We start from the raw sequence: 23,357 nt of genomic DNA on the forward strand, positions 1-23,357 counted from the left end.
GACATGACTGGTCAAAAATAATGGGCTTCCAGATAAAAATTGTCCTGCTGTCAGTGATTCCATCTCTGGTAGCTATGAGTGTGGCGATAGCGATGTTGTACCAGGAATCTAATGAATTGATTAAAGAACAATCGAACCTCGTGCGTACTGAGGCGATTGACGTGAAAAAGCGAGAGCAAAAAAGTTATATGGCCGGCGTGATGCGAGACGTTAGAGCTATTTACGACTCGGGGATGGACGATGCGGCAACTAAGGAAAATGTTAAATCGATCATCCGTTCCTGGTCTCCCGGGGGAATGGACGGTCGTCTCTTTTTGACAGACTACTCCGGACGCAATCTGCTACGTGATTCGGCCAAAAGCGTAGCCGAGGACGCAAGCGAATTGGAGCCGTCGTCTTCGAGAGAGCTGCTTGGGATCGGTGCTGTGCCGCAATTACTGTCTCGCGCACGTGCAGGGGGAGGGTTCGAGCAATATTTGAGTAAAAACCCCAAAGTCAATACGATTTCGCAGACGCTTGGCTATGTGGAGTTGCTGGATCGCTGGAATTGGGTGATCGGCATGGAAGTTTATCTCAATGATATCGATCAAAATATCGAGAAGCTTCGAGCCTTGCATGACAAGCACCTTAGTCATGTCATTTGGCAAATGCTCGACGCTGTCTTAATCGCTGTCGTTATGACCTGCATGATCATGTTCAAGCTGAATGAAAAGACTCGTGGATTGGCCGATGTTGCCCTTACTGAATTGAATCAGCGCATTTTCAAATCACAGGAGGAGGAGCGTGCACAAGTTGCTCGCGAACTACATGACGGAATCAGCCAGCTCATCGTGTCGGCAAAGTTCGCATTTGAGTCCGCAAATACTGATCCGTCTCCCGAAACGAAACAGTTGACGTTCCAGCGCGGGATGGATCGTTTGCACCAGGCAATACAAGAAATCCGCCTGGTGTCCCACGCCCTGCGTTCGCCATTATTAGACGACTTGGGACTTTCTGTGGCGCTTACCGAATTGTGCAGAGAGTTCGCAGAGAGAACAGGTCTTGAGATTAAATGTAAGGTTCCGGAAGACGAGACGACGGTACCGGAACATGTAGCCATCGCGCTGTATCGTGTTACGCAGGAAGCGTTGAGCAATATTGATCGGCATGCTGCTGCAACACGAGCGCTTATTTCATTCACGGTTGAACGCGGATTTGCAGTCTTGTCGATCGCCGATAATGGCCGCGGTATCGATCACAGCGAGGTTTGTACCGGGAAGCGGCCGGGATTAGGATTGCGCAATATGAGAGAGCGAGTTAGTGCGTTCAACGGAAGGGTTTCCATCGCATCCTCGGAAAAAGGAACAACAATATTGGTGCGTGTGATGCTGTGATGTACTTATTTAAGCTTTTTCAGGTTCGCGGGAAGGAGGCGCAATACGATGGGGAATTAAGCTTGCTATCTGTTACCAAAAGACTGATCACCACCCCGATGAGCGAAAGCGGCATGGACAGAATCACTGCAACCGGCGCGGTAAAAGAATTAAATTGAATGACAAGAGCCGGGTACAATTGATGAATTAGCAGAAACCGCAATACATAACGTTGAAAATGCGAGCAAGCCAATTTAATGGCGTGCTCGGTTGCCGAGGTCGCGGTGCGCGGGCGCGAAATTGCGTTCAAGGTTGTCGATACCATGTTATCGACAGGCGATTCTTCAAAAAAATTGCCGATATCATTGGCGTCATCGATGGAATTGCGTTTCAGACCAATATTCTTGCCTTGAATGCAGTTTGACGGGTGGCAATGATTCCTCATCGTATTGCGCCTTGATCTCGTCAACACGACAAAACCGAAACGGACGTGTCCGATATTGACGTGCGCTTCATATCGGTATCAAAAGGGTATTGTTGTCGTATCTGATACACCCTAACAGATTGCCTGAAACATGGACTAAGCCAGTGTGCGAAGTTTCAAAATCGGAGCTTTTCCTTAAGCATGGAATCAGCCAACGCCCGATAGTTGGAAAGGGTGTGGCGCGCAAGTCTGCGTGCTGGCTATTTTGATAAGAACAATATGCGGAGTTCATTGTCAATGAGTGAGGATACGAGGATGAATGCAGGAGAAGATACCAAAACGATCCGGATCATGTTGGTAGATGATCATCCCTTAGTACGAGAAGCTATACGTACCCGTCTCAATGCAGTGCCAGATTTTTTGGTTGAATACGAAGCAGATAGTATGAGCACCGCTTTGATGTTGTTATCGCAAAAACACATTGACGTTGTGTTGGTCGATATTGGATTGCGCGATTCGAACGGATTGGATCTCGTTACCCAGATCACACATGAGTATCCCAATGTCGCGTCCATTGTACTTACCATGTATGCTAATCAAGAGTACGTAGTCCGGGCAATTCGCGAGGGGGCTCGTGGATACGTTTTAAAAGAATCGCCCATTGCCGATATCCTCGCAGCGATTAATGCGGTGAGTCTCGGAGGCACTTTCTTTCCTCAGCATCTGGTGCGTTTTTTGCGTCGATCACATCGCGATTCCAAAGAAGCGTCACTCACTGAGCGTGAGCTGGAAATATTGAAAGAGCTTGTGCAAGGAAAGTCGAGCAAGGAGATCGCTTCGGCTCTAGACCTGAGCATCCGGACCGTCGAAACTCACAGGAAGAATATACGGAACAAAATCAAGGCGGAAAGTTCAATCGATTTATTGAAGTATGCCGTGCGGTTAGGCTTGGTCAAACTCTGATCAGGCAACGAACCGGTAGTAGTGGGCAAGTAATTTCGGAGGTCGTGGTAGGAGTGGGGTTACTTCCCCTGCACAGATCGCTGCAAAGCGGCACTGCCTTAAAATATTGCATACTTGCATCTTGTTCATTGGACGCCATTAGCAAGAAAGTCGGGCGGCGGTAATGCAAACGACATAGGAATAAGAACGCTTTCAACCTGGCGATAAAAAACCATAACTACCTGGTGTCATGTAAACCGGAACGGCCGATATCAGAACCATTCTCAACGCCAATGGCGGCACTGTTTTTTGCGCACTTACCGCTTCAGCTGAGATGTTCGATATGGTAAGGGCAATTGCCGAAAATATCAGCGGCGGCAACATGGTGACAGCCGTGCTGGAGCATCCTTCCGCCTACGACGCGATGACCTATTATGCGAATAAGCTCGGCAAGGAGCTGCGAGTTGCCAAGAGTGATCCCGGCTCTGGTGGAGTCGATGTCGAGGAAATCGCCAAATTAGTGGATCGAGATACATGCCTATTGAACGTCATGTATGCGTCCAATATTTCCGGCGCCAAGATGGACATCGAAAATATTGTGAAAAGGTGCCGGGAGATCAATCCTGATTTGTATATTCTCGTGGATGCGGTACAGCATGCTCCCCACGGCGTAATCGACCTCCAAAAAACGCCTGTTGACGGGATCAACCTCGCTCCCTATAAATTCTTTGGCTGTCGTGGCTCTGGCATTTCATGGCTGTCCGATCGGGCTTCGATATTGCCTCACCATAAACTGGGTGGCAAGAAGGCGGGTTTCTGGGATCTCGGTAGCGCTGCACCTTGGCAATTTTCTGTCGTAACAGAAATCGTTGATTATGTATGCTGGCTTGGTGGGAAATTCATGGATAGCGGCGAACGACGTAAGCTTTTCGTTTGCGGCATGAATCGCACTGCATGAGCGGGCTTTGTTATCCAGGATGCTCAATGGCACTGCTGAGGTAGCCGGTCTTAGGCGATTGAACGGCGTCAAGGTATTCCTGGACTATGCAAATCTCTCGAAACGGGATCTGATCGTTGCAATCGGCATCGATCATCTGGATCATATCCAGGCGGTGAGAGAGTATGAAAAGAGAGGGGTTGTCGTCTATGAACGAGCAGCGTCGAGCATCTATTCAAAACGAATGCTTGAATCGTTCAATATGGATGGTGCGGTACGTATATCGTCGCTACATTGCAATTCTGCCCAGGACATCGATAAATTCCTGCAAATAACAGCGCAATTGTGCGAAATGAACTGATAAGGATAATGCTGGAGTTGAACGAAACGCTGAGTCTTCTCGATTCATCGCATCGCGATATTCGCCTGCGACGTTAGGGAGTAATTGTCATATGGCTGCATCGACAATCAATGTGGCAATGAGGGAACGAATCCTTTTGTCGACAAAATAGCCCCCGGCTTCCGTGTATCGCAGAAAATGACGTCCGCATTTCAAGCAAGTTGAAACCGTGCAGCGATTGTACGGGAAATAACGTGGAGCTATAGGCGCATCCGGAGAATCGTAGCGGCTGCCGGCAGGATGAAATTCCCTGAAGGTGGCTTCTTCGAACGGATTTTCTATCAAGGTGCCGACTTCTTGCAACTGCTCCTCTGGAAACGATAGGGGGATGCTTTCCCAGCATGGAAACGATGTTTTTGCACAACTGCATTCGGTGAGCACTTGCCCGGATTGATGAGCCAGTCTGATGAGTTCTGCGAACGTTAGGATTGGAAGTGGATTCATAAAAGAGACAGGTTTGTTCGAGCGGGAAATATCACTATTCTCATTGATCCTTGGTTTTTTTGCTGCGGCATGCCATAGCGTTTCAATTTATCTCGCAGTAGCGTTATGTCGAATCCTTTCAAATAAATATGTAGGCGGGTTGCAGCCCCGGCGTTAGCAACACGGCAAGGTAAATAACTGTTCGCGCCGCATTTTGTCTAGAGTGTCGATTCCCATCATGGCCATATCCCTGGAAATCTCTTCAGCCAGAATCGTGATAGCGCGCTTGATACCAGCCTCACCGCCAACTGCAGCCGCATAAGCGAAAGGGCGTCCAATGAAAACGAATTTCGCACCCAACGCCAATGCCTTGAGAACATCTGTGCCGCGCCGAATACCGCTGTCCATCATGACCGGAATTTTGCCGCAGACGGACACAATTCCTGGGAGGGCGAGTAATGGTGCTATGGCGCCGTCGAGCTGGCGACCGCCATGGTTGGAAACTATGATGGCATCGGCGCCCGTTTTGCACGCAGCCGCGGCATCTGCAGGATTCAGAATGCCTTTAATGACCAGATCACCTTGCCAGATTGCACGAATCATTTCGACGTGCTTCCATGTCAGATGTCCTCGGTCAGAAAAATCGCGCACCACGTTCGGCGACAAAATGGGGGCTCCGCGGCTTGCGTAGTTGTTTTCAAAGTAAGGCATCCCATGCTTTGCCAGGGTGCGAAAGAACGTTCCGAATAGCCAACGCGGATGGGTTATGCCTTCTAGCGCCAAACGCAAGTTTGGCCGTAACGGCGTGGAAAAACCTGCGCGCACGTTATTCTCGCGATTGGCTGCCACCGGTGTATCAACTGTAATTACTAAAGTACCGAAACCGGCCCTTTTCACCCGTTCGATCAACGCCACAATGCCCGCTTCGTCGCCGGGAAGATAGGCTTGGAACCAGGAATTCTTAGACACGGTGGCAACTTCTTCAAGCCGGATAAGAGACGATCCGCTCATGATCATCGGAATGCCCGTCGCTGCTGCAGCCCTTGCCAGGATTATGTCGCCACGATATGCTGACAAGGCGCTAAGGCCTAAAGGCGCAATGCCGAAAGGAGCGGCATAGGTCTTTCCCAGCAAAGAGACGGATTGGGATCTTGTGGCGATGTCGACCAATACCTTCGGAATAAATCCATACTTCTGGAATGCCGATCGGTTCTGATCGCGTGACGCATTGGTTTCTGCCGCACCCGCGATATATCCGAAGATCGGACGTGGCAAAAATTCCCTGGCTGCGCGCTCAAAATCATCCAGGCATAGCAGTTGCGCAAGACGATTTTCCGCGCTCGTGAATGGATTCATTGCGGCTTTTCCTGAGAATACTTTGACGAGATATTGATGAAGATTGCAGAACCGTATTGGCTGACTTGATCAGTCATTGATGGGTTCAGCGATCGTTGTCAGCACTAGGAAACTCATCAGCGAACCGATTGCCATGAATAGAAACACGTAATCCCATCCATAAGAATCAAGGAGCATTCCCGTGACAAAAGGTGCAAGCGCGCCACCCAATTGTCCGCCCATATTGACCACAGAACTGGCAACGGGAAAGGTTTGTTTCGTCGTCACGCCCATCGAATAAGCCATGTAGGCTGAGAACCCAAGACTTAACAAAATTCCTGTGACAAAAAGCAGCGCGCCATATTGCACTGGATCGGCTGGGGAGTTGATGAGTGCATACATCATGCCGGCGGTGGCCAGAGCCGATAGCATCATGCCCGGTTTGCGACGCTTATTCAAAAAACGATCAGACAACAACCCGCCCATTACATTGCCGATAACTGCGCCGACCCAGGGTGCTGCAGCAACGAACCCCATATTCATGATGGAGAATTTTTTGACGGTCAGCAGGTAAGTGGGAATCCAGGCAAGCAGGACGTTCGATATCCCAAGCTGAAAACAATAGCTGAGCGAGCAGCCAAGGATATTCCACGATTTGAAGACTTTTTTGTTAGTGGTTAACAAGTCGATTTTTTTCGCGCGGATCAGACGGTCCAGTAGTTTCATCGAACGAATCGGCCGCTGGCTCTGTTTTGCCGTCACCGCTTCAGAGGAACCTGTGATGTAAGCGAGCTCCTGGGGGGAGCAATGACGACTCTCCGAGGGATGATTCGTAACAAAAAAATACCAGATGACGGCGAGTACGATACCCGGAATCGCAAAGAAATAGAATATTTCGCGCCAGCCCCAAATTGCGACAATCACTGCACAAATCGGCGGAACAATGACCGGTCCGAACTTCACCGCTGACAGGAAAATTCCTGCCGCGGTACCCTTTTCATGCGGCGGGAACCAGTTGTTGATGGTTGTTGTAATGCCGACAGGAAGCGGTCCTTCGGCCAGCCCCAAGCCGAATCGATAGATTTTTAGCATCAGAATCGAGGACGAGCTGCCAATCAGCCCAGTGAATACCGAGGTGAGAATCATCGAAACGGAAAATAGTTTGCGTACCCCGAACCTGCTCGTGGCGAAACCGGAAGGCAATTGAGCCAATGCATATGCAAGCAAAAAGAGGCTCAACAAGGCGCCTGCTTGGGTATTCGTCATTGCAAATTCTTTGCGGATGAAAGGCAGCGCTACACCGATGTTGGCGCGATCGGCTGCCGCGATGGTGTAAATCAAAAATATTAATCCTGCGACCACCCATCGAAAATTGCTCCGTTTGATCGGCACATGACTTGCGGGTATAGCACTCATTGGGTTGTCTCCTTGATTATTGTATACAGGAGAGGACGGAGAATCGATGGCGGGCAGCGATTTTTCCTGGTCTCCTTTTTTATTGCCGTACAAATTCCGCTGCATGGCGGAGGCTTTTTAATGATTTATGGCGAGTTTAAAATAGAGTAAAAAATTCGCAAAACGATTAATTTGACTATAAAATAGTCGTATTGGTGCTATTGAGTTTAGTATGGTTTTTGGCCGCGTTTGTATTCAGGCAAACCTAAAAGGACAGAGAATGTATGGCCAGGGAGTGGAAACTTACTTAGCGATTGTGCGTACAGGTAGCTTGAGCAAGGCAGCTGCACAGTTGAATATTGCCCAAACGACGGTGAGCAAGCGGATTAAAGCACTTGAGGACGAAATGGGGATGCTCTTGATTGAGCGCAACAAGGGGGTGCGCGAAATGCATTTGACACCTGCTGGCGAAGCATTTCTTAAACTTGCGGAGCAATGGAGTTTGCTTTTCAGAGAAGCAAACATTCTTAAGTCGCAAGGACCCACGCTCTCGTTAGTCATTGCTGCAGTCGATAGCCTTAATGTGTTCGTACTAGCTCAGCTGTATAAGGCATTGCACTTAAAGCAGCCGTCACTAAAAATCGAGATTCGTACGCTGCATTCCGATGAAATGTACACAGAGGTGGAGAACCGACAGGTTGATGTCGCCTTCACGCTTAGGAAACGCTTGCACAGCAATGTCAACGTTCAGCAATTTTTTTCCACACCAATGGTGGTTCTCAGCATTGCAGGCGGCGGACACGTCGATGGAGCACTGGTGCGGCCGCAAGATCTGGATCCGCAGCAAGAGTTATTTATCCCCTGGAGCAGTGCATTTGAGCATTGGCATGACCAGCTATGGGATCCCTTGGCGCCTTCTCGAATCAAACTGGACACCGGACATCTGCTGATTTCATTGCTGCAGGATCCCGCGCAATGGGCGATTGTTCCGTTGTGGATTGCTGAGGAAGCTAGAAGGAGGGGAGAATATTTAGTAAGAGAACTAACTGACAGTCCTCCCGATTACATCTGCTACAAGCTTACCCACATGCAGCCAACTACTTTCACAGAACAAGCCTTGCGAATCTTTGAACCATACTGTGCTCCGTTGGGTTAATGACGGCAATGACTTTCGCTCGCGTTTACCGATCTACGTCCTGCCCGTTAAACGCTGTAGGCGGGGTGACATTTCAACCCTCAGATGGAACTCTTTCTCTCGGCATTTCCTCGCTTCAAGCGTCAGCGTCTTCGCAGCGCCGTATTTCGGGCGCTGTGGGTCGCTATGATTTAAACCGGCACAGCAATAAAATCACTGGTCACGGTGGGCGGGGGATACCCTTACGGGAAGACGCGAGTCGCCTTATGGTGGTGTTCGGCAGCCTCAGATCACCCACTTTGTATAACGTCGCCAGCTCGGGGAACTGCGAGACCGAATTGACACTCACCCGATCAAAGTCTTCTTTGGAATAGACCATGTCAGCTCACGCGCTCCTGCCAATCGGGCACGTCAACGATTAGCTCACGGCGGTCAGGCGGCTCATCCACGTAGAAAACATTCACGGCGTCAGCCGGCATCACATCGAATGCGGGTATCGACCGCGAACGCCGCACGATGGAGCGACGCATTCGGTTAGCCGAGTTTCCGATGGGCAAGAGTCTGAATACTTTCGACTTCATGGCGATACCAACATTGAACAAATCCCTGGTGCTGGAGCTGGCGCGCTGTGAATGGATTGATAAGCGCGAGAACGTCATCGCGCTAAGGCCCTCAGGTGCGGGCAATAACACTCCAATCAATTTAACCCGCCAGACAGTGACACAGTCATGAGCGCGTAACAATGCGCTGGCAAGATGTAAACGTTTACATCGCGGGTTGCATTATGCGTCCTTCCATCAAGCAAGTGGCTCTTGAAGCCAACGTCTCCATCGCCATCGCCTCGCGTCTGCTGAACCAGCCGGACTCGGTCAGCGTCGATACCGCCGGCAAGGTTAGTCAAGCCATCGAGGCGCTAGGCTTCCGGCCGAACTTCACCGGGTGCAATCAGCGCGCCTGCCGTTCGCATACGGATGGCGTGGTGGTATCGAGATTACTTTTATTAACCGGATTGCGTAATGTTCAGCTTCCTGACGGCCGCAGCAAAGCCACTTGCGCGTATCGGTCCAATATAAGGCATTTAGTTTCTATAAAAAAATATTTTATCGTCTTTAATTGAGTGAGGTTTAAATTACATTCCTTTAGGTAATGTGAATACATAATTTAATATCGTTTTTTTTGCTGATCGTCCAATCCTATTATTCAGCTATCGATAAATGTTCAATGCATAAAACCTTGATGGAAATAGAAAACCTCCAATGCTTTGGTAGTTATGCGCGTAGCAGCGAGATTGCGTCGGGTTCGTGCTCGACGCCGCAGTCCGTGATACTGCCGCGGTTTATACAGTAGATTTTCCATGCTATGCCAGAGCAATTGGACATCGTGGGCCATTCAAAAATGGCCTAGGTCAGATCAACGTCCCAGCGACGGTAGGAGGGCAAGTGATTCAGCCGTGTGATCTGATTGTCGGTGATGAAGACGATATCGTGGACGTTACATTTTGGTGCCCACAACCATGACAACCAAAGCGACTAATTCTCCGGTTAGCCGGAAAGTTGCGCATCGCAACCACTGGGATTTGTCTCGCCGGATGCCAAAGACTGCCGGATATCAACCACTCCATTTTCAATAGAGCCTGTAAGCCAAATCAGACGCAAATGAATGGAGACATTTAATGCCCACCAGACGAATTTTACAAAAGGCAAGAGCTCGGCATTCAGAAAAGCCCGAATGGACAGGTGACGATATAAAGTCTTTTCATCGTAGGCGTCCTACCCCTAAAACAGTGACGCAACAGATTGGAATGCGGCCAGGGTTGTGTCATGCAGCGTCGAACCAGGGCGGCTTTCAGTCGTATTCCTGCCAAGAGAGGTTTATCAATTCTGTGGTGATTCACCAATGAAGCTGATAAAACTCGTTCCAGTTGCAGCTGTCTCAATGATCCTCTTGATCAGCATTATGCTGTTCACCTTGGGAATTGAACAGTGGCATATTTATCAGTCTGCGCAGGCAAAACCGTATGCGGTCCAATTTATTTACGACGCCATGATAGTAGTCGAAAAAATTTCATTCGAACGCGGCCCTGCCAATGGCTTGCTTGGTGACGAAGATCGGCCGGATCCCGTCAAGCGAGAACGCTGGAACAGTGCTCGCGCCGCCAGCGACGCTGCCATTGCAAAACTCAAGGAGTCGCTGGCATACAATTCACAACTGGATGGAAGTGATGTCGAGCAAGCGCTAAATAAGACACAAATTCTGCTTCATAAGGCACGCTATGACGTCGACCGAGTTGCCCACTTGCCCAAGCGTGAGCGAACCCAGGAACGAATCATGACCGAAGCAGTTCATTCGATGTTTGACGTAATCCCGGCTGCCACTGAAACAGTAACCCTGTTAATGCAAAAAGCGAATCAAGTTTACGGGCAATTGCCCAATGCCATTTCAGCGGCGCAATTAGCTAGTGAATTGCGTGATTGTGCCGGCCGTCTAGGCTCCCAATTCACGTATGCTCTAACGGACCAAAAGCCCATGGGACCTAACGAGATCCAAGCTATACAAATATTGCGTGGCCGCATTGAAGAGTTACGTTCGCTGATTGAATTACAGGCGAGACAAGACAACAGCGATCCTCGCATCGTGATGGCAGTTGGGGAGATGGAGGAGCATTACTTCGGTAAAAGTCTTAATTTTGCCACAAGCATGGAAAAACTTTCCTACGAGCGACGTCCTTACAACATTGATACGGCTCAGTTCGCAGCTCTCTATGTACCGGGCATGGGGTCGATTGTCAAACTTCGCGATGTTTTCATTTCTATTACCTTAGAGGACGCACAGACGGAGACATTGAATGCCCGCAGGCGTTTAATCGAAAGGAGTCTGGTCGATGGTTTCATCGTACTGGCTGTCACGCTCATTTTTTCCGTCATTCATCGTCGCATTATTCATGCTCTGTCCGAAATTTCCCAGTCGTTAATTCGTCTGGCGCGGGGAGACCTGAACATCGAGGTTTCAAAATCGAAATGTGATCACGAGCTTGGCGAAATCTTCAATGCTATCTGCCTGCTGCGTGACAACGGCATCGAGCGAAAACAATTCGAGTTGGAACAAAAGCGGCTCATCGATGAGTTGGAAACCTCTGAGATATATCAGGTCGCGCTGATCAACGAACTGGAACAAAGAGTGCAGCAGCAGACTGCCCTGCTTAAACACGTCATCCTTGAATTGGAAAACAGCTTATATTCGATTTCCGATGATCTTCACATCCCGCTTCACGTTCTTCATCCAATAATCCAGATTCTCGCGCTTCAAAACAACGAGGGAAATATAGAGAATTCCCATGAACACCTCGCTTCGTTACAAATCTGTGTGAATAAGTTGGAGTCGCTCCTCGCCAAGCTACATGAATTAAGTAAGAACGCAAAAAATTATGGTTCTGTTACAGCAAGAAGATGAGTTCGGGCATTGTCAGGGTACGTTGGCGGAGAGGCTGGTGTAAGTCATGCGTTGGAGTTGATAAAGCAAGAGGTGAAGCGAGATATGGGATTGCTGGCGGTGACCAGTTTACCGGGAATCACCAGAAATCATATTTGCAGCAGTCGTTGAGGTTATCCATGAACTACCAGGTGCTACCAGAAGATGCTTGCGATTGTCATATGCATTTGTTTGACTCCAGTTATTCGGTCATCCCAAATGCATCTCTTAGACCACCACCTGCGTCACTTGTGGACTACCAACAAATACAGAACGCAATAGGCAGCCGCCGATTTGTCATCGTTCAGCCATCTATATATGGGTTGGACAACTCCTTGCTGCTGCAGAGCTTGAGAGAGGTAGGTACGCATAGGGCACGAGGTGTCGCAGTCGTGAACGGCAATATAACGGAATCGGTACTTTCAGGCCTCTACCTCAACGGTGTTAGAGGAGTCCGATTCAATCAGGTTCAGAACGGCGTGACGAGTATGGACATGCTGGAAAAACTGGACAAACGAATGCATGAACGGGGAATGCACATTCAGTTTCACGCCAGACCAGATTTGTTTATTGAGGCCGAATCGCGGCTGCTGTCGCTTAGGTCAAACGTAGTAATAGACCACATCGGCCGTCTCGCATCGCAACCTGATGTTCGGGAGAAGACTGAAGCCACGATTTACCGTCTCCTAGATTCGGAAAAGGTATGGATGAAGCTCTCCGCCCCCTATCTTGCGAGTGCTCAAGACGCGCCATACAGTGACATTTCGGAATTTGTAGGCGGACTTATTCGGCACTTTTCTCATAGGTTGGTGTGGGGCACCGACTGGCCTCATGTAACGGAAGCCGCAAAACAGGACGACCAAGAAATGTTGCGATTCTTTACGGACCTGATGCCGAGTGATGATGTGGCTCAAAAAATTTTCGTAGGGAACTCCGAAGAACTGTATGGCTTTCCAAGGTCTACGTAGTCGCGATTGATTCGAAGTTAAAAAATATAAATTTATAAATGAGAGATAAGGGAGAGATATGGCATCGACAATTAAAGTGACGTCGTCCGAGCGGAGGAAAGTCTTGTTAGGGTCTTCTTTAGGGACCGCGTTCGAATGGTATGACTTTCATTTGTACGGCACGCTCGCGCCAGTCATAGCCAAACACTTTTTCAGCGGAGTGAGTGAATCCACCGGCTTCATCTTTGCTCTTCTCACCTTTGCAGCAGGATTTATCGGCCGCCCATTTGGTTCACTGGTATTTGGGCGTTTGGGCGATATGATTGGTCGTAAGGCGACCTTTCTAATTACGATCATTCTGATGGCATTGCCCACCTTCTTTGTGGGCCTACTTCCTGGCTATGAAACGTTAGGTGTCGCTGCTCCAATTATCTTGATTGCCTTTCGAGTTCTGCAAGGCTTAGCTGCCGGGGGAGAGTATGGCGGGGCACTGGTCTATGTAGCTGAGCATTCGCCACCAGGCCGTCGTGGACAAGATACTTCGTGGATTAACGCCATGGGAGCGATGGGTATCATCTTGGCACTTGCAGTGGTTTTCATCGTTCGCACCGCCATTGGCGAAGACGCTTTCAGTGCTTGGGCGTGGAGGTTGCCATTCCTTCTGTCTCTGGTCTTGTTCGGTATCTCAATGTGGATTCGCATGACGTTGAAGGAGTCTCCTGTGTTTGCGGAGATGAAGGCCGCTGGAAAGGTATCGAATAGTCCTATTAAGGAGGCCTTCGGGAGCGCCTCCAACATCAAGTTAGCTGTGCTTATCGCTCTTGGAGGTCCTGCGGCGGTTGGGGTAATGGCTTACACCTCACAGTTCTACACGCAGTTTTTTCTGGCAAAGACCTTGAAAATTGACGCAGTTATTATTAACGAGATTGTCATTATCGCCTTGCTAATCTCTACTCCTGCGTACATCGCATTCGGTTGGCTTTCCGACTGTATTGGACGAAAGCCGGTGGTGATGTGCGGGGCGCTTATTGCTATCTTTACCATTCAACCAGCATTTCACGGTCTGACGCACTATGGGAATAGGGTGCTTGAAGATGTCCAGGGAAAGTCACCGGTAGTGATTTCGGCTGACCAAGAAGAATGCTCTTTCCAATTTGCGCTCCTGGCGGGCAAGAAATTCAAATCTTCGTGCGATGTTGCACACGGCGTCTTATCCGACCAGATGGTTAGTTATGAGCGAAAGTCCGTAGCCAAAGGCACTCCCGCATCGGTTCAAATCGGAGAGCAGGTCATAGCTTCGTTTGATGGCCGTTCTATGAGTGACGGCGATTTCGACAAGAAGAAGAAAGCCTTCGAGGGTGAAGTGAAGGCGGCGTTAACATCCCAGGGGTACCCGAAGAGCGCTAATTCTAGTGAGATTAATAAGCCGATGTTAATTGCCATCGTCACCTTTTTGTTAATTCTCTATGCCGCGGTCTACAGCCCAATAGGTGCATGGATGGTCGAACTCTTTCCGAGTCGAATTCGATATACAGCTATTTCGTTGCCCTACAACGTTGGTGCGGGCTGGGTCGGAGGTTTCATGCCTGCGACAGCATTTGCGATGGTCGCTGCCAACGGCAACGTCTACTACGGTCTTTGGTACCCGATTGTCGTCTTGGGTGTTGCTCTCATTATAGGTACATTCTTCTTGCCGGAAACGAGAAATGTAGAGCTGAACACCGTTGGCGTGGAGTCAGAGAAGACCTAGACTAAGAAATCGCCGGCGTCATCAATGGCATCGCTTTCCAAATTATTCTCTTGGCATTGAGCGTCACTGACGAGGCCGCACGGGCCGGTGACTAAGGCTGTGGTGTTCGTTTGCTAGCTGAATTGACCCGGTCAGTTTGATCCTCCCTCCATTGCCTGGCGAACGTACATGTGCACCGGTTAACTGTTTCACATCGTTGGTGGAGAGACGCCCTCCGGTTTGCTGCACCAGACGGGTTCGATCGAAACGATCAGCATCGTACGTTGCTGGACCAGCTGCATACGCTTGCGCGCCAGATCGCGAACTGCACGTGTAGCCTGCGGCAAGATATGACCTTCAGGTAGCAATCCCAGCCGGAGAATATGCGCAAGATGGCGAGCATCCGATTCATCCCCACGTTGCTTGGACCATCGTGTCGCTTGATCGCAGTAGTGTTGGCCAGGTACGATGGATAGCCCGCTTCAATTAATCCATCGACAAGCCAATACCAGTTATAGGTCGACTCCACGACCAAGTCGAACAAATTCGTCCAATACGGATCCAGTGCTGCGCAAATCTGATCCCAATTATTGGGCAGGCGCCTTGAATACAGAACCTTGTCGTCGTCATCGGCGATGACGACGAAACAGTTGTTCGAATGAAGGTCTATGCCGCAAAATAACATCGCCGTTCTCCTAGGTAAATTGAGGTTCGCACCATGACTTTACTGCTCGGCGCTTGCGAAGGGAGGGCGGCCAGATGATTATCAGTTTTCGATGCAAATCGACATAATATGGAAATCTTTGGATCTGCGTATGTGTCAGTATTACTACACTTCACGTAAGCCGCGTATAAATTCAATAGCAGCTAGCGTGCCTTCCACTGGGGAGGTCGCTTTTGCACGAATGCCAAAGGTCCTTCCCTGCAGTCGTCGCTGTTGCGGCGTACTTCTTCACATTGGTAACTTCGGTCAAAAGCCTCCGGCAATGGAAGTTCCCGCGTAACTAGCGCAACCTGTTTAATTGATCGGACCGATAAGGGCGCGCACCTTAAAATATCATCCGTCCACCCTACAACGCACTCGTCGAGCTGGCTCTTGGAGACAACGTCGTTGATCAGCCCGAGTTCGTACGCGCGCGCAGCACCGAAATGCCGGCCTGTCATGAGATAACCAAGCGCTGTGCGCATCGGCAACTGCCGTGTCAGCCGGAACACTCCTCCTGCGCCTGCTATCAAACCCAGTTTCGCCTCTGGCAAAGCGAATACGCTATTATCGCTAGCAACAATGATGTCACAAGCCAGGGCAAGCTCAAACCCGCCCCCGAGCGCAAACCCATTCACTCTGGCAATAATTGGCTTGCTCAGGTTGAATCGTTCCGTGAGACGCGGCCACCCTGGCGCGCCTTTGCTGCCGAAGCTCGAGGGCCTAATACCTGCTGCAGTGCGGGCGACCAACTCCTTCAAGTCTTGTCCCACCGAAAAAGCACGGTCACCGGACCCGGTCAATACGGCAAGCCAAAGATCATCGTCGCTTTCGAAATCGTCAAAAATGTCCGCAAGCTCTTCATGCATTCGTACATCCATCGCATTCAACAAATTTGGACGATTGAGCGTGATATGTGCGACGCGCCCACGCTTTTCATAAAGCACACGGGGCTCTGTTGTATCAACGGTGACTGACTGATTGCTTGGCATTAGGTGGTATCTCCTGTTGTGTCGGCACGTGCTCAGGAGCGACTCCACGCACACGCTCGTCGCGTACGAACCTGGCTAATCGCCGTACCCCTTCGTCAATTTGATTCGGGTCGAGGTAACTGCAAGACAGCCGTATTTCATAACTTTTATGTTCGCCCACCATAAAGAAACTCATTGGCGTCCATAAGACACCGTATTTGTTGGCGCAATAGTCCAAAAGAGCGAGGTCAACGATCACAGGCAATTTCATCCGAACAAAAAAACCACCCTGCGGTTGATTCCAACTGATGTAGTTAATCGGCTCGGAACCGACACGCATGTGCAAGTCCAGCGCTGCTAGTAAATAGCTTAAATTGCTGCGATAGAAGCTCGCTTTCGGTGCGCTTAAGGCCGAAATCGAACAGCCATTTTCGAGGAGCATACCTCCGACGATTGCCTGGCAAATCGGAGATGTATTCACTGTCACCATGCTTTTGAGAGAGGCCAGCTGATGAGCCAATATTCCCAGTGATATGTTCCCGTCAACAACAAGTTGATCTGCTACCACAAAACCCACGCGCACCCCTGGCATGCATGTCTTTGCACATGTGCCAAAATAAATTACCTGGCGACCATTGTCGAGAGCTTTCAACGTAGGTAACTTGGTGTCAGACGATGCGGTGAAGCCATAGGCGTTGTCTTCCAAGACGACGAAATTCTCATGCTTGGCAAACGCAAGTAATTCATGCCGAGCATTCAAGCTAAGTACTGTCCCTGAAGGGTTGGAGAAGTCCGGTGCCACATACATTGCAGTCACGCGCTTGCCACTCTGTCGAAGTAGCTGACAGTCGAACGTAAGTTTAGCCCAATCAAAACCTTGCTCTGTTTCTTCAACCGGCAGGATTTCGACGTCGAGCAGGCGGGCCGCTCCTGCGATTCCCGCAAAGCACGGATTTACTACTGCGACGACATCATTCTTGCTTGCGCACAAGGCGCGTAACACCAACAAAATCGCCTCTTGGCACCCAACCGTAACTACGATCGATTCGCCCGTCACTTCGATGCCCTCATCAGTAAAGAGCGCTTGGGCGATCAAGTCGTTGATTTGCCCGCGGCTCGGGCCATATTGATACAGGTGTTTTCGGATTTTTTCAGGCGAGAATTTTCTTTCTGTTGCGAGATAGTCGCAATACCGTTCAATGTGGGCAGCGATGTCTGTGCCTTCAAAAAAGCCGGCATAGGGGGCGCCGGGAGCAAACGATATCGCTTGAGGAAATCGGTCCATCACTTCATTGAGAAAGTTAATGGAGTCGAGTATCGGATCGCGTAGGGACCCATGCAGGGCTAAGCGGTCAAGGCATCCAGTTTTTGCTTGAAGTTGGCTTGTCATAATCCGTCTCGTATAGACTAGAATGTCCGGCTGGCAATACTTAGGCCCTTTCAATTCTGTCGAGAACATCCAAACTATAAAGTCGTCGCGCTTGTTCAAGCGCAAATTCCGCCATGTAGTTTCGGAATCGTTCCAGCGGCTCGTCGGAGGCAACAAGCATGCGCCGATTGGCAATAACGGCAGCGCTATTCAATCGGGCTGCGGCAGCATTGATTGCCGCATCCATTTCTGACGGATCTACCACTTCGTCGAATACCATACGAGCGTCCTCATCTTTTGCCCACAGCTTTCGCCCCGACAGTATGATTTGGCGGGCAGCGCGACTTCCTCCAGCCTGTGTCAGACGCAGATTGGCTACACCAGGAATAATTCCTTCCCTAGCCGCGGGCAGGCTGAAGTAACTATCCGAGGCGGCAATTACGTGATCAAACACTAACAGGAGCTGGGCACCTCCGCCAATAGCGAAGGTATCAACTGCGGCAATCCATGCATTCTCCATCGTCGGCGGGTCCCACTCCAGATGCTGGTTCTTGAAGTAAAGTCCACGCAAAATCTTGCTGATGTATCCTGTTTCACGCTGCAGCAGGAAGTTTATGTACGAGATTTTTCCGCTCTGCAATAATTTAAGGTTAATACCGGCACTGAAGACGCGCTTACCAATATATTTGGGATGTGTCATTGGCGCACCACGCAATATGCCAACACGAATGTCGTCGACCAACAACACAAGATCGACCGCTACCTCCATGTCAGCGATGAGCTGATCGTCTTCGGCGTTCAAACAAGCCTCGTTATGCACGGTCAAGTGGGCAGTAGTACCAACTCGCTCGATGAGGATTGTGTCCAGACGCAACGATCCGACCTGCCTAAATCGATCCAGTAAAGACAACGCTCGAGCACTCGGCATACGCATGCTTTCCAAAAGATGGATTCCACTTCGAGGTTCGGAAAATATTGCAGAAAAAAAAATACCCTGATCAATTTCACGCGCTTCCTTGTTGCGTTGAGTGCATTGACTTTCACGCTCCATTTGTACCCGCGTTGGCACTAGGCCAGGGAATTTAGCTGCTGCGGCATCGATCAGCTCATTCAATCCCGGACGAAGCGTCCGATTGCAGGTTAATACGTCATACGCCCATGCCGCGTGCGAGCGCATGAATGTGGCACGGGCGTTTCGGCTATTCCGATGAATCGTGTCGGCAACTTCTTGCTGGTTTGGGTCTCGTTTGTCTTTCTCTGGGAGATGGCTAAGAATGGTCTCACCTGTCAAAAGGTAGTCGGATAGTACTTCGGCCACCTGGTCTGGTGCTGCTGAACCGCTATCAAAGCTCGTCAACCATTGATTTATCTCCAATTTCAACGTTGCTAGTTCTTTGATTTGCATCGCATTTGTCTCGCATTTGAAGAACAAAACCAAGGAAATAATATGTGCAGACTCACGTGGTGTTTAATTAAGGCTTGATGTTTCGCAAGAAACGATCAGACGCGGCCAAATGCCGGCCAATTGCATCTTCGTAGCTGGCGGTGCATGCTTCGCTGATCAGTCGACGCCGGACACAATGATTGGCCGCGTCCATCACGTCGCGCTCCCTGAGAAATCTCTCCACACACGCGGCCGTGTTCTCAGAGATTTTGTCTATCAGGCGCAACTGCTCGGCCTCGACCGCGGAAATCTTGGAAGAAAATAGACACAATTGACGAGTCGCAGCGGTGCCGGCTTGATTGACTAATCGAAATAGAGTCATGTCGGGCATGATACCCCCTCCTGAGTAGTTCAAGCCAAATTCGACTCCAACGCAAGCAACCCGAAAGTCAGTGGTCAATAAGACAGCCAATCCCAGGCTATTGACACTTTCCTCAACCACCGAAATTGTCGTCGCTTCAACCCGCTCAATACGACGTAAAGCACGATTCCATGCGTTTACTCTGTGGACCTCGACTGGGTCACCAGGATTTGTGGTGATATCCGCACAACCGTTGCCTTTGAGATGGATTGTCAAGACTCCTTCGCACCCCTCGCCTTCGATTTGATCACACGCGTGATGAATGGTCGCGATCAGGGTTTCCGACAATCCGAACGAAAGATCTAGGTCAACGTAGTTGACGGTGCGGCCCAAGGGCACTAGAGTTGGGTTATTAGTATGCAATTTTTTTCCTAAACATAACGTTAGGTTGGCTTCCAACTTAACGTAAATATTGACTACCATCGTAGCAATGCGGTTTCGATTGTGGTGCCTGGACCCATTGTCATCATGACTCCAAAATCGCCATGGCGAACGCATTCTTCCTGCATTAGGCGTTCGAATGAGAAAAGAAAGGATCCGCTCGACATATTTCCATAGTCGCGCAATACGCTGGTGGTGTGACGTAGATCATGGGTTGTAAGGCCAAGGTTTATCTTGACAGTGTCGATTACCTTTTTGCCACCAGAGTGCACAACCCAATGCGCAACTTCACTGCGGCGCAATCCGGCTTCCCCAAGTAATCTATCGATCACAGCTTCCACGTTGGCACCAACGATATAGGGAACATCTTGAGCGAGCATGAAATTGAACTTATTGTGTTCGTCATCCCAAACAAACTTCATTCCATCGATCGTGTCTGAGACAACACAACTCGCAAATCTGATCACCTCCGGACAAGTGACGCCGTTGCGGTCGAAATCGCGCCTATTCGTTGTTTTGCCCCATAAACGAGTAGCGTCAAAATCACCTGCAGTAGTCAGCGCCACGGCACCTGCACCATCCCCAAACAAACTGTTGACGACGGCTGTTTCCATGCTGCCATCGACAAAGTACGCAGCCGAACATATCTCAACGCACAGCATGATCGCCAGCCTGCCAGGATTCGCCAGACTCCAGGAGGCGACCGCATTTAGCCCGTTTAGTCCGGCATTGCAGCCCATACCTACAATATCAAGACGACCGCAATTCGAGTTCAGGCCGAGTTTCTTGCACATCAAGGCGCTCAATCCCGGAGTCAAAAAGCCAGTAGTAGTTACACAGCATAGATAGTGAATATCAGCGAGTGTCGCCTGAGCGCTCTGCACGCTTGAAAGGATTGCCTTAGCGCCAATTTCCAAGGCGCAGTCACTGTGCTTTCTAAGTAAATCGCCCTGTGTTTCATTTAAATACTGACCACTCACCGATTTTGGCGGCAAGATAAGGTGCCGCCGTCCGATTGCACTATTTCGAAACATTAGTCGGATTCGCCGGTCCTCAATGCCGAACGCCTCAAGCACCTCGTCCTGTGTGAATGAGTTTTTTGGATTGGCAGTCCCAACTCCTACTATTGACGCTCGCCTACCTCCGTCTGCTACTGATACAGGTAATTTTTCGCTCATCGTTGGGCAGGCATTTTTAAATGCGTTATTTGATAAAAAAACTATGTTAAGGGAAAATCCAATGCGACTTGAGGCAGTCACATGCTTATGTGGCATTGGTTCAAGTTTGAGGTCAACCTCTATTCGAAAGCTTTTGGATTATTGCCAACATGGGTTGTCTGCCCCTACGCTAACGTGGAGGAAAATCTGCAAAGCAACCTCTCCAGTTGTAACAAACCCGTTCAATCTCCTGCCCCGAGCATGACGTATCTGGAAACTACTCCTCCGAGCGTCTGATCTAGCCTTTGCCAGGCAGGGGATCTTGGCCTGACCACTAACGGCCTGGTTCTTTCCTTCAGGAGAGCGCTTGTACGCTCCTTGTCCTTCGGCTCGGCGCCAATGGATACAACATAATCGGCAATCAGATCGAAACTTCCTGTCCATAACGCTCGGAGCAAAAGAGGGCCACGCATTGGCCGCAGTAGTAGCGCACCATTGCGTTCACATTTGTCTTTATCTTCTTGCGATAACTGGTACTGACGAGTCCAGTGCTCGCCGCCTTTCAGGTGATGCCTAAGGTGCAATGAGCCAAATACAGCGGTGCCGGGGGGGGAGACCGCATTGATCGTATTGCGATAGACGTCGTCGCAATGTGCGTTATCAATGAATCCGTGCCAGATATAAGTGCTGATGGCGCCTGGAACGGCCCCTAGAAAATGAACGAGGAGAATGATCACTGCAGCAAATGGACTATAGACCGCGATCAGAGCGATTCCCAGAAACCACCCGCCCAACCCTAACAGTAGTAAGCGCGTATGCTTTTTGGCTCCACGCTCGTCTAAGTAGCGATAGAGATCCACGCCAAAGCTGTTGCTAATGGCGAGTCTTAATGAGTGGGTGCAAAAGTCGATAAAGCTGGTTCGATCTAGGTAGGCGGTCGTCTGCAGATCGTTAATGCTATTATTTTCAACATGATGCATATACACGTGGTGTACGCGGTAGAAATGGGGGATCCTGCTGCAAAGCGGATTTAAGATCAATCGCAAATACTTTCCGGTTAACCACACAACCACCTTGGCCGCACCGGGCTTCATGTGTCGTACGTTGAAGAAGTGATTGTGTATATCGTTATGGTCTAGCTCTTCGTGTGAGCGAGATATAGTCATTAGTGCAATTACGTAGTACACCACGCCACATACCGCCGACCCACCTGGCCATAGCAAAGCCGCAAGCGCCGGCCACATTACTAGGGAGTTCGCAATGATGATCAAAATGTAGTGTGCGTCCACGGGCTTGGCCAAGTGCCGCGCATACCAGCGTTGTGGCCATGCCTTTTCTACGCGCGCCTGAATCGCGTCGAGCGAGGGCAACTGCGCTGTCATTGTAAAATAGGAGAAGCTGACCACAGCGAGCAAAATCAGCCACATCAATGCGGCGGCGAACAGCGCCAATGGCCCGTAATCTGCGGCAAGCGCCATGCCGTGCGCTGCGCCATAGGTCGTCAGCGCTGAGGCCGAAATGAGCGCGATGGTCGGCGCTGCGTATACCAATTTGCTCCATTTAAAGAGTCGTTCCGCGATCAGCGCTGGACCATATACCATCCCCGATAAGCGCTCGCAGATGAAATAGAAAATGACGTATAGTATGGCCAAGAGGCTATGCCCCCCATTTATCAAGCGGCCCATGCGGCTTTCGAGGCCATCGCCACTCGCGATAGAACTCCCTACAGTGTCACTACATTGTGTATCTGAATTAAGTATGCTCATATCGCCCTCTGTTGACGTTCTTTCAATGCGTTTCATACAACGCTTCTAGATTCATCTCGCACGACTCGTTTTCTGTCTAGTTGGGCGGTCGCCGGTTGTTATCGCGAGTTGGCGGTTCAATTTTGTGATGGTCGGCATCTCGATTGTTAGCCGCAATGGGGCTTCAGCTTTGAATCGGACCTGAATCTGCGTTTCTGGTTGCGTGACCAGCAACGAGAGCCCTTTCGGGACGAATATGGTATCAAGCAAGCCGATACACTCTGATGCCAGGCCGCGGCGAGATATTGTCACGTGAGCGTCCGTAGACCTTGTATGCGGCGGCGCATAGCATGTCGTTCCCCATTGCAGCAAGGTCGGCCATCGGCGCACTAGCTTTTCATTTGAAGCAATCGGCTGGTCCGCGATCATCATGACGGCCTCTGGATCCTGGTGGCCTGGCGGCATATTTCGACTGTCTTTCCAGGCTGGGCAATCATAATTCGACTTGTAGCGTGAAGCGAATTCCGGCGTTTTCTGTTTTTCTGGATATTCTTCACGTAGCAGCGTATTTTTCCATTCTTGAATGTCGCCCTGAAGGCGAAAATCATCAAATTGACTTCGCACTCCTGCTGTACTACGGCATCAACGTCAGTTTTGATTGAATCGAGGACGCGAATGAGTTGTGGAAGGTCTAGCATATACGGCGCACACAAGTGAATATCGTCGCAAGACAGTTGAG

20 protein-coding genes and 3 pseudogenes are annotated in these 23,357 nt (G+C 49.9%); 12 read left to right on the forward strand and 11 right to left on the reverse strand.

Going from position 1 to position 23,357, the window contains the following annotated elements:
* The first annotated feature begins 20 nt into the window (after nt 1-20).
* The 4 genes and pseudogenes from CFter6_RS02210 to CFter6_RS02220 all read left to right on the forward strand — a co-directional run.
* Entirely contained in the window at nt 21-1,373 is a 1,353-nt protein-coding gene (locus CFter6_RS02210; protein ID WP_082814532.1) for a cache domain-containing protein, read from the forward strand.
* A gap of 174 nt (nt 1,374-1,547) precedes the next feature.
* Nucleotides 1,548-1,770: pseudogene (locus CFter6_RS26260) on the forward strand (methyl-accepting chemotaxis protein); the annotation flags it as partial.
* A gap of 321 nt (nt 1,771-2,091) precedes the next feature.
* Complete coding sequence (locus CFter6_RS02215; RefSeq protein ID WP_167351335.1) at nt 2,092-2,739, forward strand: response regulator; 648 nt, start codon at nt 2,092-2,094, stop codon at nt 2,737-2,739.
* A 238-nt stretch (nt 2,740-2,977) separates the two neighbouring features.
* Nucleotides 2,978-4,016: pseudogene (locus CFter6_RS02220) on the forward strand (aminotransferase class V-fold PLP-dependent enzyme); the annotation flags it as partial.
* A gap of 87 nt (nt 4,017-4,103) precedes the next feature.
* On the opposite strand, the gene CFter6_RS24745 reads toward CFter6_RS02220, so the two are convergent.
* The 3 genes from CFter6_RS24745 to CFter6_RS02230 form a co-directional block, all read right to left on the reverse strand.
* Nucleotides 4,104-4,499, reverse strand: a complete 396-nt coding sequence (locus CFter6_RS24745) for a hypothetical protein (protein ID WP_082814534.1) — start codon at nt 4,497-4,499, stop codon at nt 4,104-4,106.
* A gap of 153 nt (nt 4,500-4,652) precedes the next feature.
* A complete protein-coding gene (locus tag CFter6_RS02225) occupies nt 4,653-5,834 on the reverse strand; it encodes an alpha-hydroxy acid oxidase (RefSeq protein WP_061538565.1) in 1,182 nt (393 codons plus the stop codon).
* A 69-nt stretch (nt 5,835-5,903) separates the two neighbouring features.
* Entirely contained in the window at nt 5,904-7,334 is a 1,431-nt protein-coding gene (locus CFter6_RS02230) for an MFS transporter (RefSeq protein WP_236904495.1), read from the reverse strand.
* A 106-nt stretch (nt 7,335-7,440) separates the two neighbouring features.
* On the opposite strand from CFter6_RS02230, the gene CFter6_RS02235 reads away from it, so the two are divergent.
* The 8 genes and pseudogenes from CFter6_RS02235 to CFter6_RS02260 all read left to right on the forward strand — a co-directional run bounded on the left by CFter6_RS02235 (nt 7,441) and on the right by CFter6_RS02260 (nt 14,508).
* Nucleotides 7,441-8,364, forward strand: coding sequence for a LysR family transcriptional regulator (locus CFter6_RS02235; protein ID WP_150118591.1), 924 nt, complete (start codon nt 7,441-7,443; stop codon nt 8,362-8,364).
* A 474-nt stretch (nt 8,365-8,838) separates the two neighbouring features.
* Nucleotides 8,839-9,075, forward strand: coding sequence for an ATP-binding protein (locus tag CFter6_RS24750; protein ID WP_269465641.1), 237 nt, complete (start codon nt 8,839-8,841; stop codon nt 9,073-9,075).
* A gap of 10 nt (nt 9,076-9,085) precedes the next feature.
* Nucleotides 9,086-9,460: a LacI family DNA-binding transcriptional regulator gene (locus CFter6_RS26740; protein WP_061538568.1), complete on the forward strand. Its 375-nt coding sequence runs from the start codon at nt 9,086-9,088 to the stop codon at nt 9,458-9,460.
* 178 nt (nt 9,461-9,638) lie between these two features.
* Nucleotides 9,639-9,860: pseudogene (locus CFter6_RS24755) on the forward strand (RraA family protein); the annotation flags it as partial.
* Between the two features lie 379 nt (nt 9,861-10,239).
* The gene (locus CFter6_RS02250; protein ID WP_061538569.1) at nt 10,240-11,793 is read left to right on the forward strand and encodes a hypothetical protein; all 1,554 of its coding nucleotides are present in this window, start codon (nt 10,240-10,242) and stop codon (nt 11,791-11,793) included.
* 9 nt (nt 11,794-11,802) lie between these two features.
* The gene (locus CFter6_RS26660; protein ID WP_150118592.1) at nt 11,803-11,943 is read left to right on the forward strand and encodes an alpha-hydroxy-acid oxidizing protein; all 141 of its coding nucleotides are present in this window, start codon (nt 11,803-11,805) and stop codon (nt 11,941-11,943) included.
* Nucleotides 11,944-11,951: 8 nt separating this feature from the next.
* A complete protein-coding gene (locus CFter6_RS02255) occupies nt 11,952-12,779 on the forward strand; it encodes an amidohydrolase family protein (protein WP_082814537.1) in 828 nt (275 codons plus the stop codon).
* A gap of 58 nt (nt 12,780-12,837) precedes the next feature.
* Nucleotides 12,838-14,508: an MFS transporter gene (locus CFter6_RS02260; protein ID WP_061538571.1), complete on the forward strand. Its 1,671-nt coding sequence runs from the start codon at nt 12,838-12,840 to the stop codon at nt 14,506-14,508.
* 250 nt (nt 14,509-14,758) lie between these two features.
* On the opposite strand, the gene CFter6_RS02265 is transcribed toward CFter6_RS02260, so the two are convergent.
* The 8 genes from CFter6_RS02265 to CFter6_RS25405 form a co-directional block, all read right to left on the reverse strand.
* A complete protein-coding gene (locus CFter6_RS02265; RefSeq protein ID WP_061538572.1) occupies nt 14,759-15,172 on the reverse strand; it encodes a hypothetical protein in 414 nt (137 codons plus the stop codon).
* Between the two features lie 182 nt (nt 15,173-15,354).
* Nucleotides 15,355-16,182 (reverse strand): enoyl-CoA-hydratase DpgD, encoded by an 828-nt coding sequence (gene dpgD, locus CFter6_RS02270; RefSeq protein ID WP_061538573.1) that lies wholly within the window; start codon nt 16,180-16,182, stop codon nt 15,355-15,357.
* The gene (locus CFter6_RS02275; RefSeq protein WP_082814988.1) at nt 16,154-17,551 is read right to left on the reverse strand and encodes an aminotransferase-like domain-containing protein; all 1,398 of its coding nucleotides are present in this window, start codon (nt 17,549-17,551) and stop codon (nt 16,154-16,156) included. Before CFter6_RS02275 ends, dpgD begins: the two co-directional genes overlap by 29 nt.
* A gap of 40 nt (nt 17,552-17,591) precedes the next feature.
* On the reverse strand, nt 17,592-18,935 hold the full coding sequence (gene dpgC, locus CFter6_RS02280) for a (3,5-dihydroxyphenyl)acetyl-CoA 1,2-dioxygenase DpgC (RefSeq protein ID WP_150118593.1): 1,344 nt from the start codon (nt 18,933-18,935) through the stop codon (nt 17,592-17,594).
* 67 nt (nt 18,936-19,002) lie between these two features.
* Complete coding sequence (gene dpgB / locus CFter6_RS02285) at nt 19,003-19,698, reverse strand: enoyl-CoA-hydratase DpgB (protein WP_167351336.1); 696 nt, start codon at nt 19,696-19,698, stop codon at nt 19,003-19,005.
* A gap of 53 nt (nt 19,699-19,751) precedes the next feature.
* The gene (dpgA, locus tag CFter6_RS02290; protein ID WP_335340298.1) at nt 19,752-20,990 is read right to left on the reverse strand and encodes a 3,5-dihydroxyphenylacetyl-CoA synthase DpgA; all 1,239 of its coding nucleotides are present in this window, start codon (nt 20,988-20,990) and stop codon (nt 19,752-19,754) included.
* A 125-nt stretch (nt 20,991-21,115) separates the two neighbouring features.
* Nucleotides 21,116-22,675, reverse strand: a complete 1,560-nt coding sequence (locus CFter6_RS02295; protein ID WP_150118594.1) for a fatty acid desaturase — start codon at nt 22,673-22,675, stop codon at nt 21,116-21,118.
* Between the two features lie 15 nt (nt 22,676-22,690).
* Nucleotides 22,691-23,242: a hypothetical protein gene (locus CFter6_RS25405; RefSeq protein ID WP_150118595.1), complete on the reverse strand. Its 552-nt coding sequence runs from the start codon at nt 23,240-23,242 to the stop codon at nt 22,691-22,693.
* Between the last annotated feature and the right edge of the window lie 115 nt (nt 23,243-23,357).

This window comes from Collimonas fungivorans (assembly GCF_001584145.1).
GTDB lineage: Bacteria > Pseudomonadota > Gammaproteobacteria > Burkholderiales > Burkholderiaceae_D > Collimonas > Collimonas fungivorans.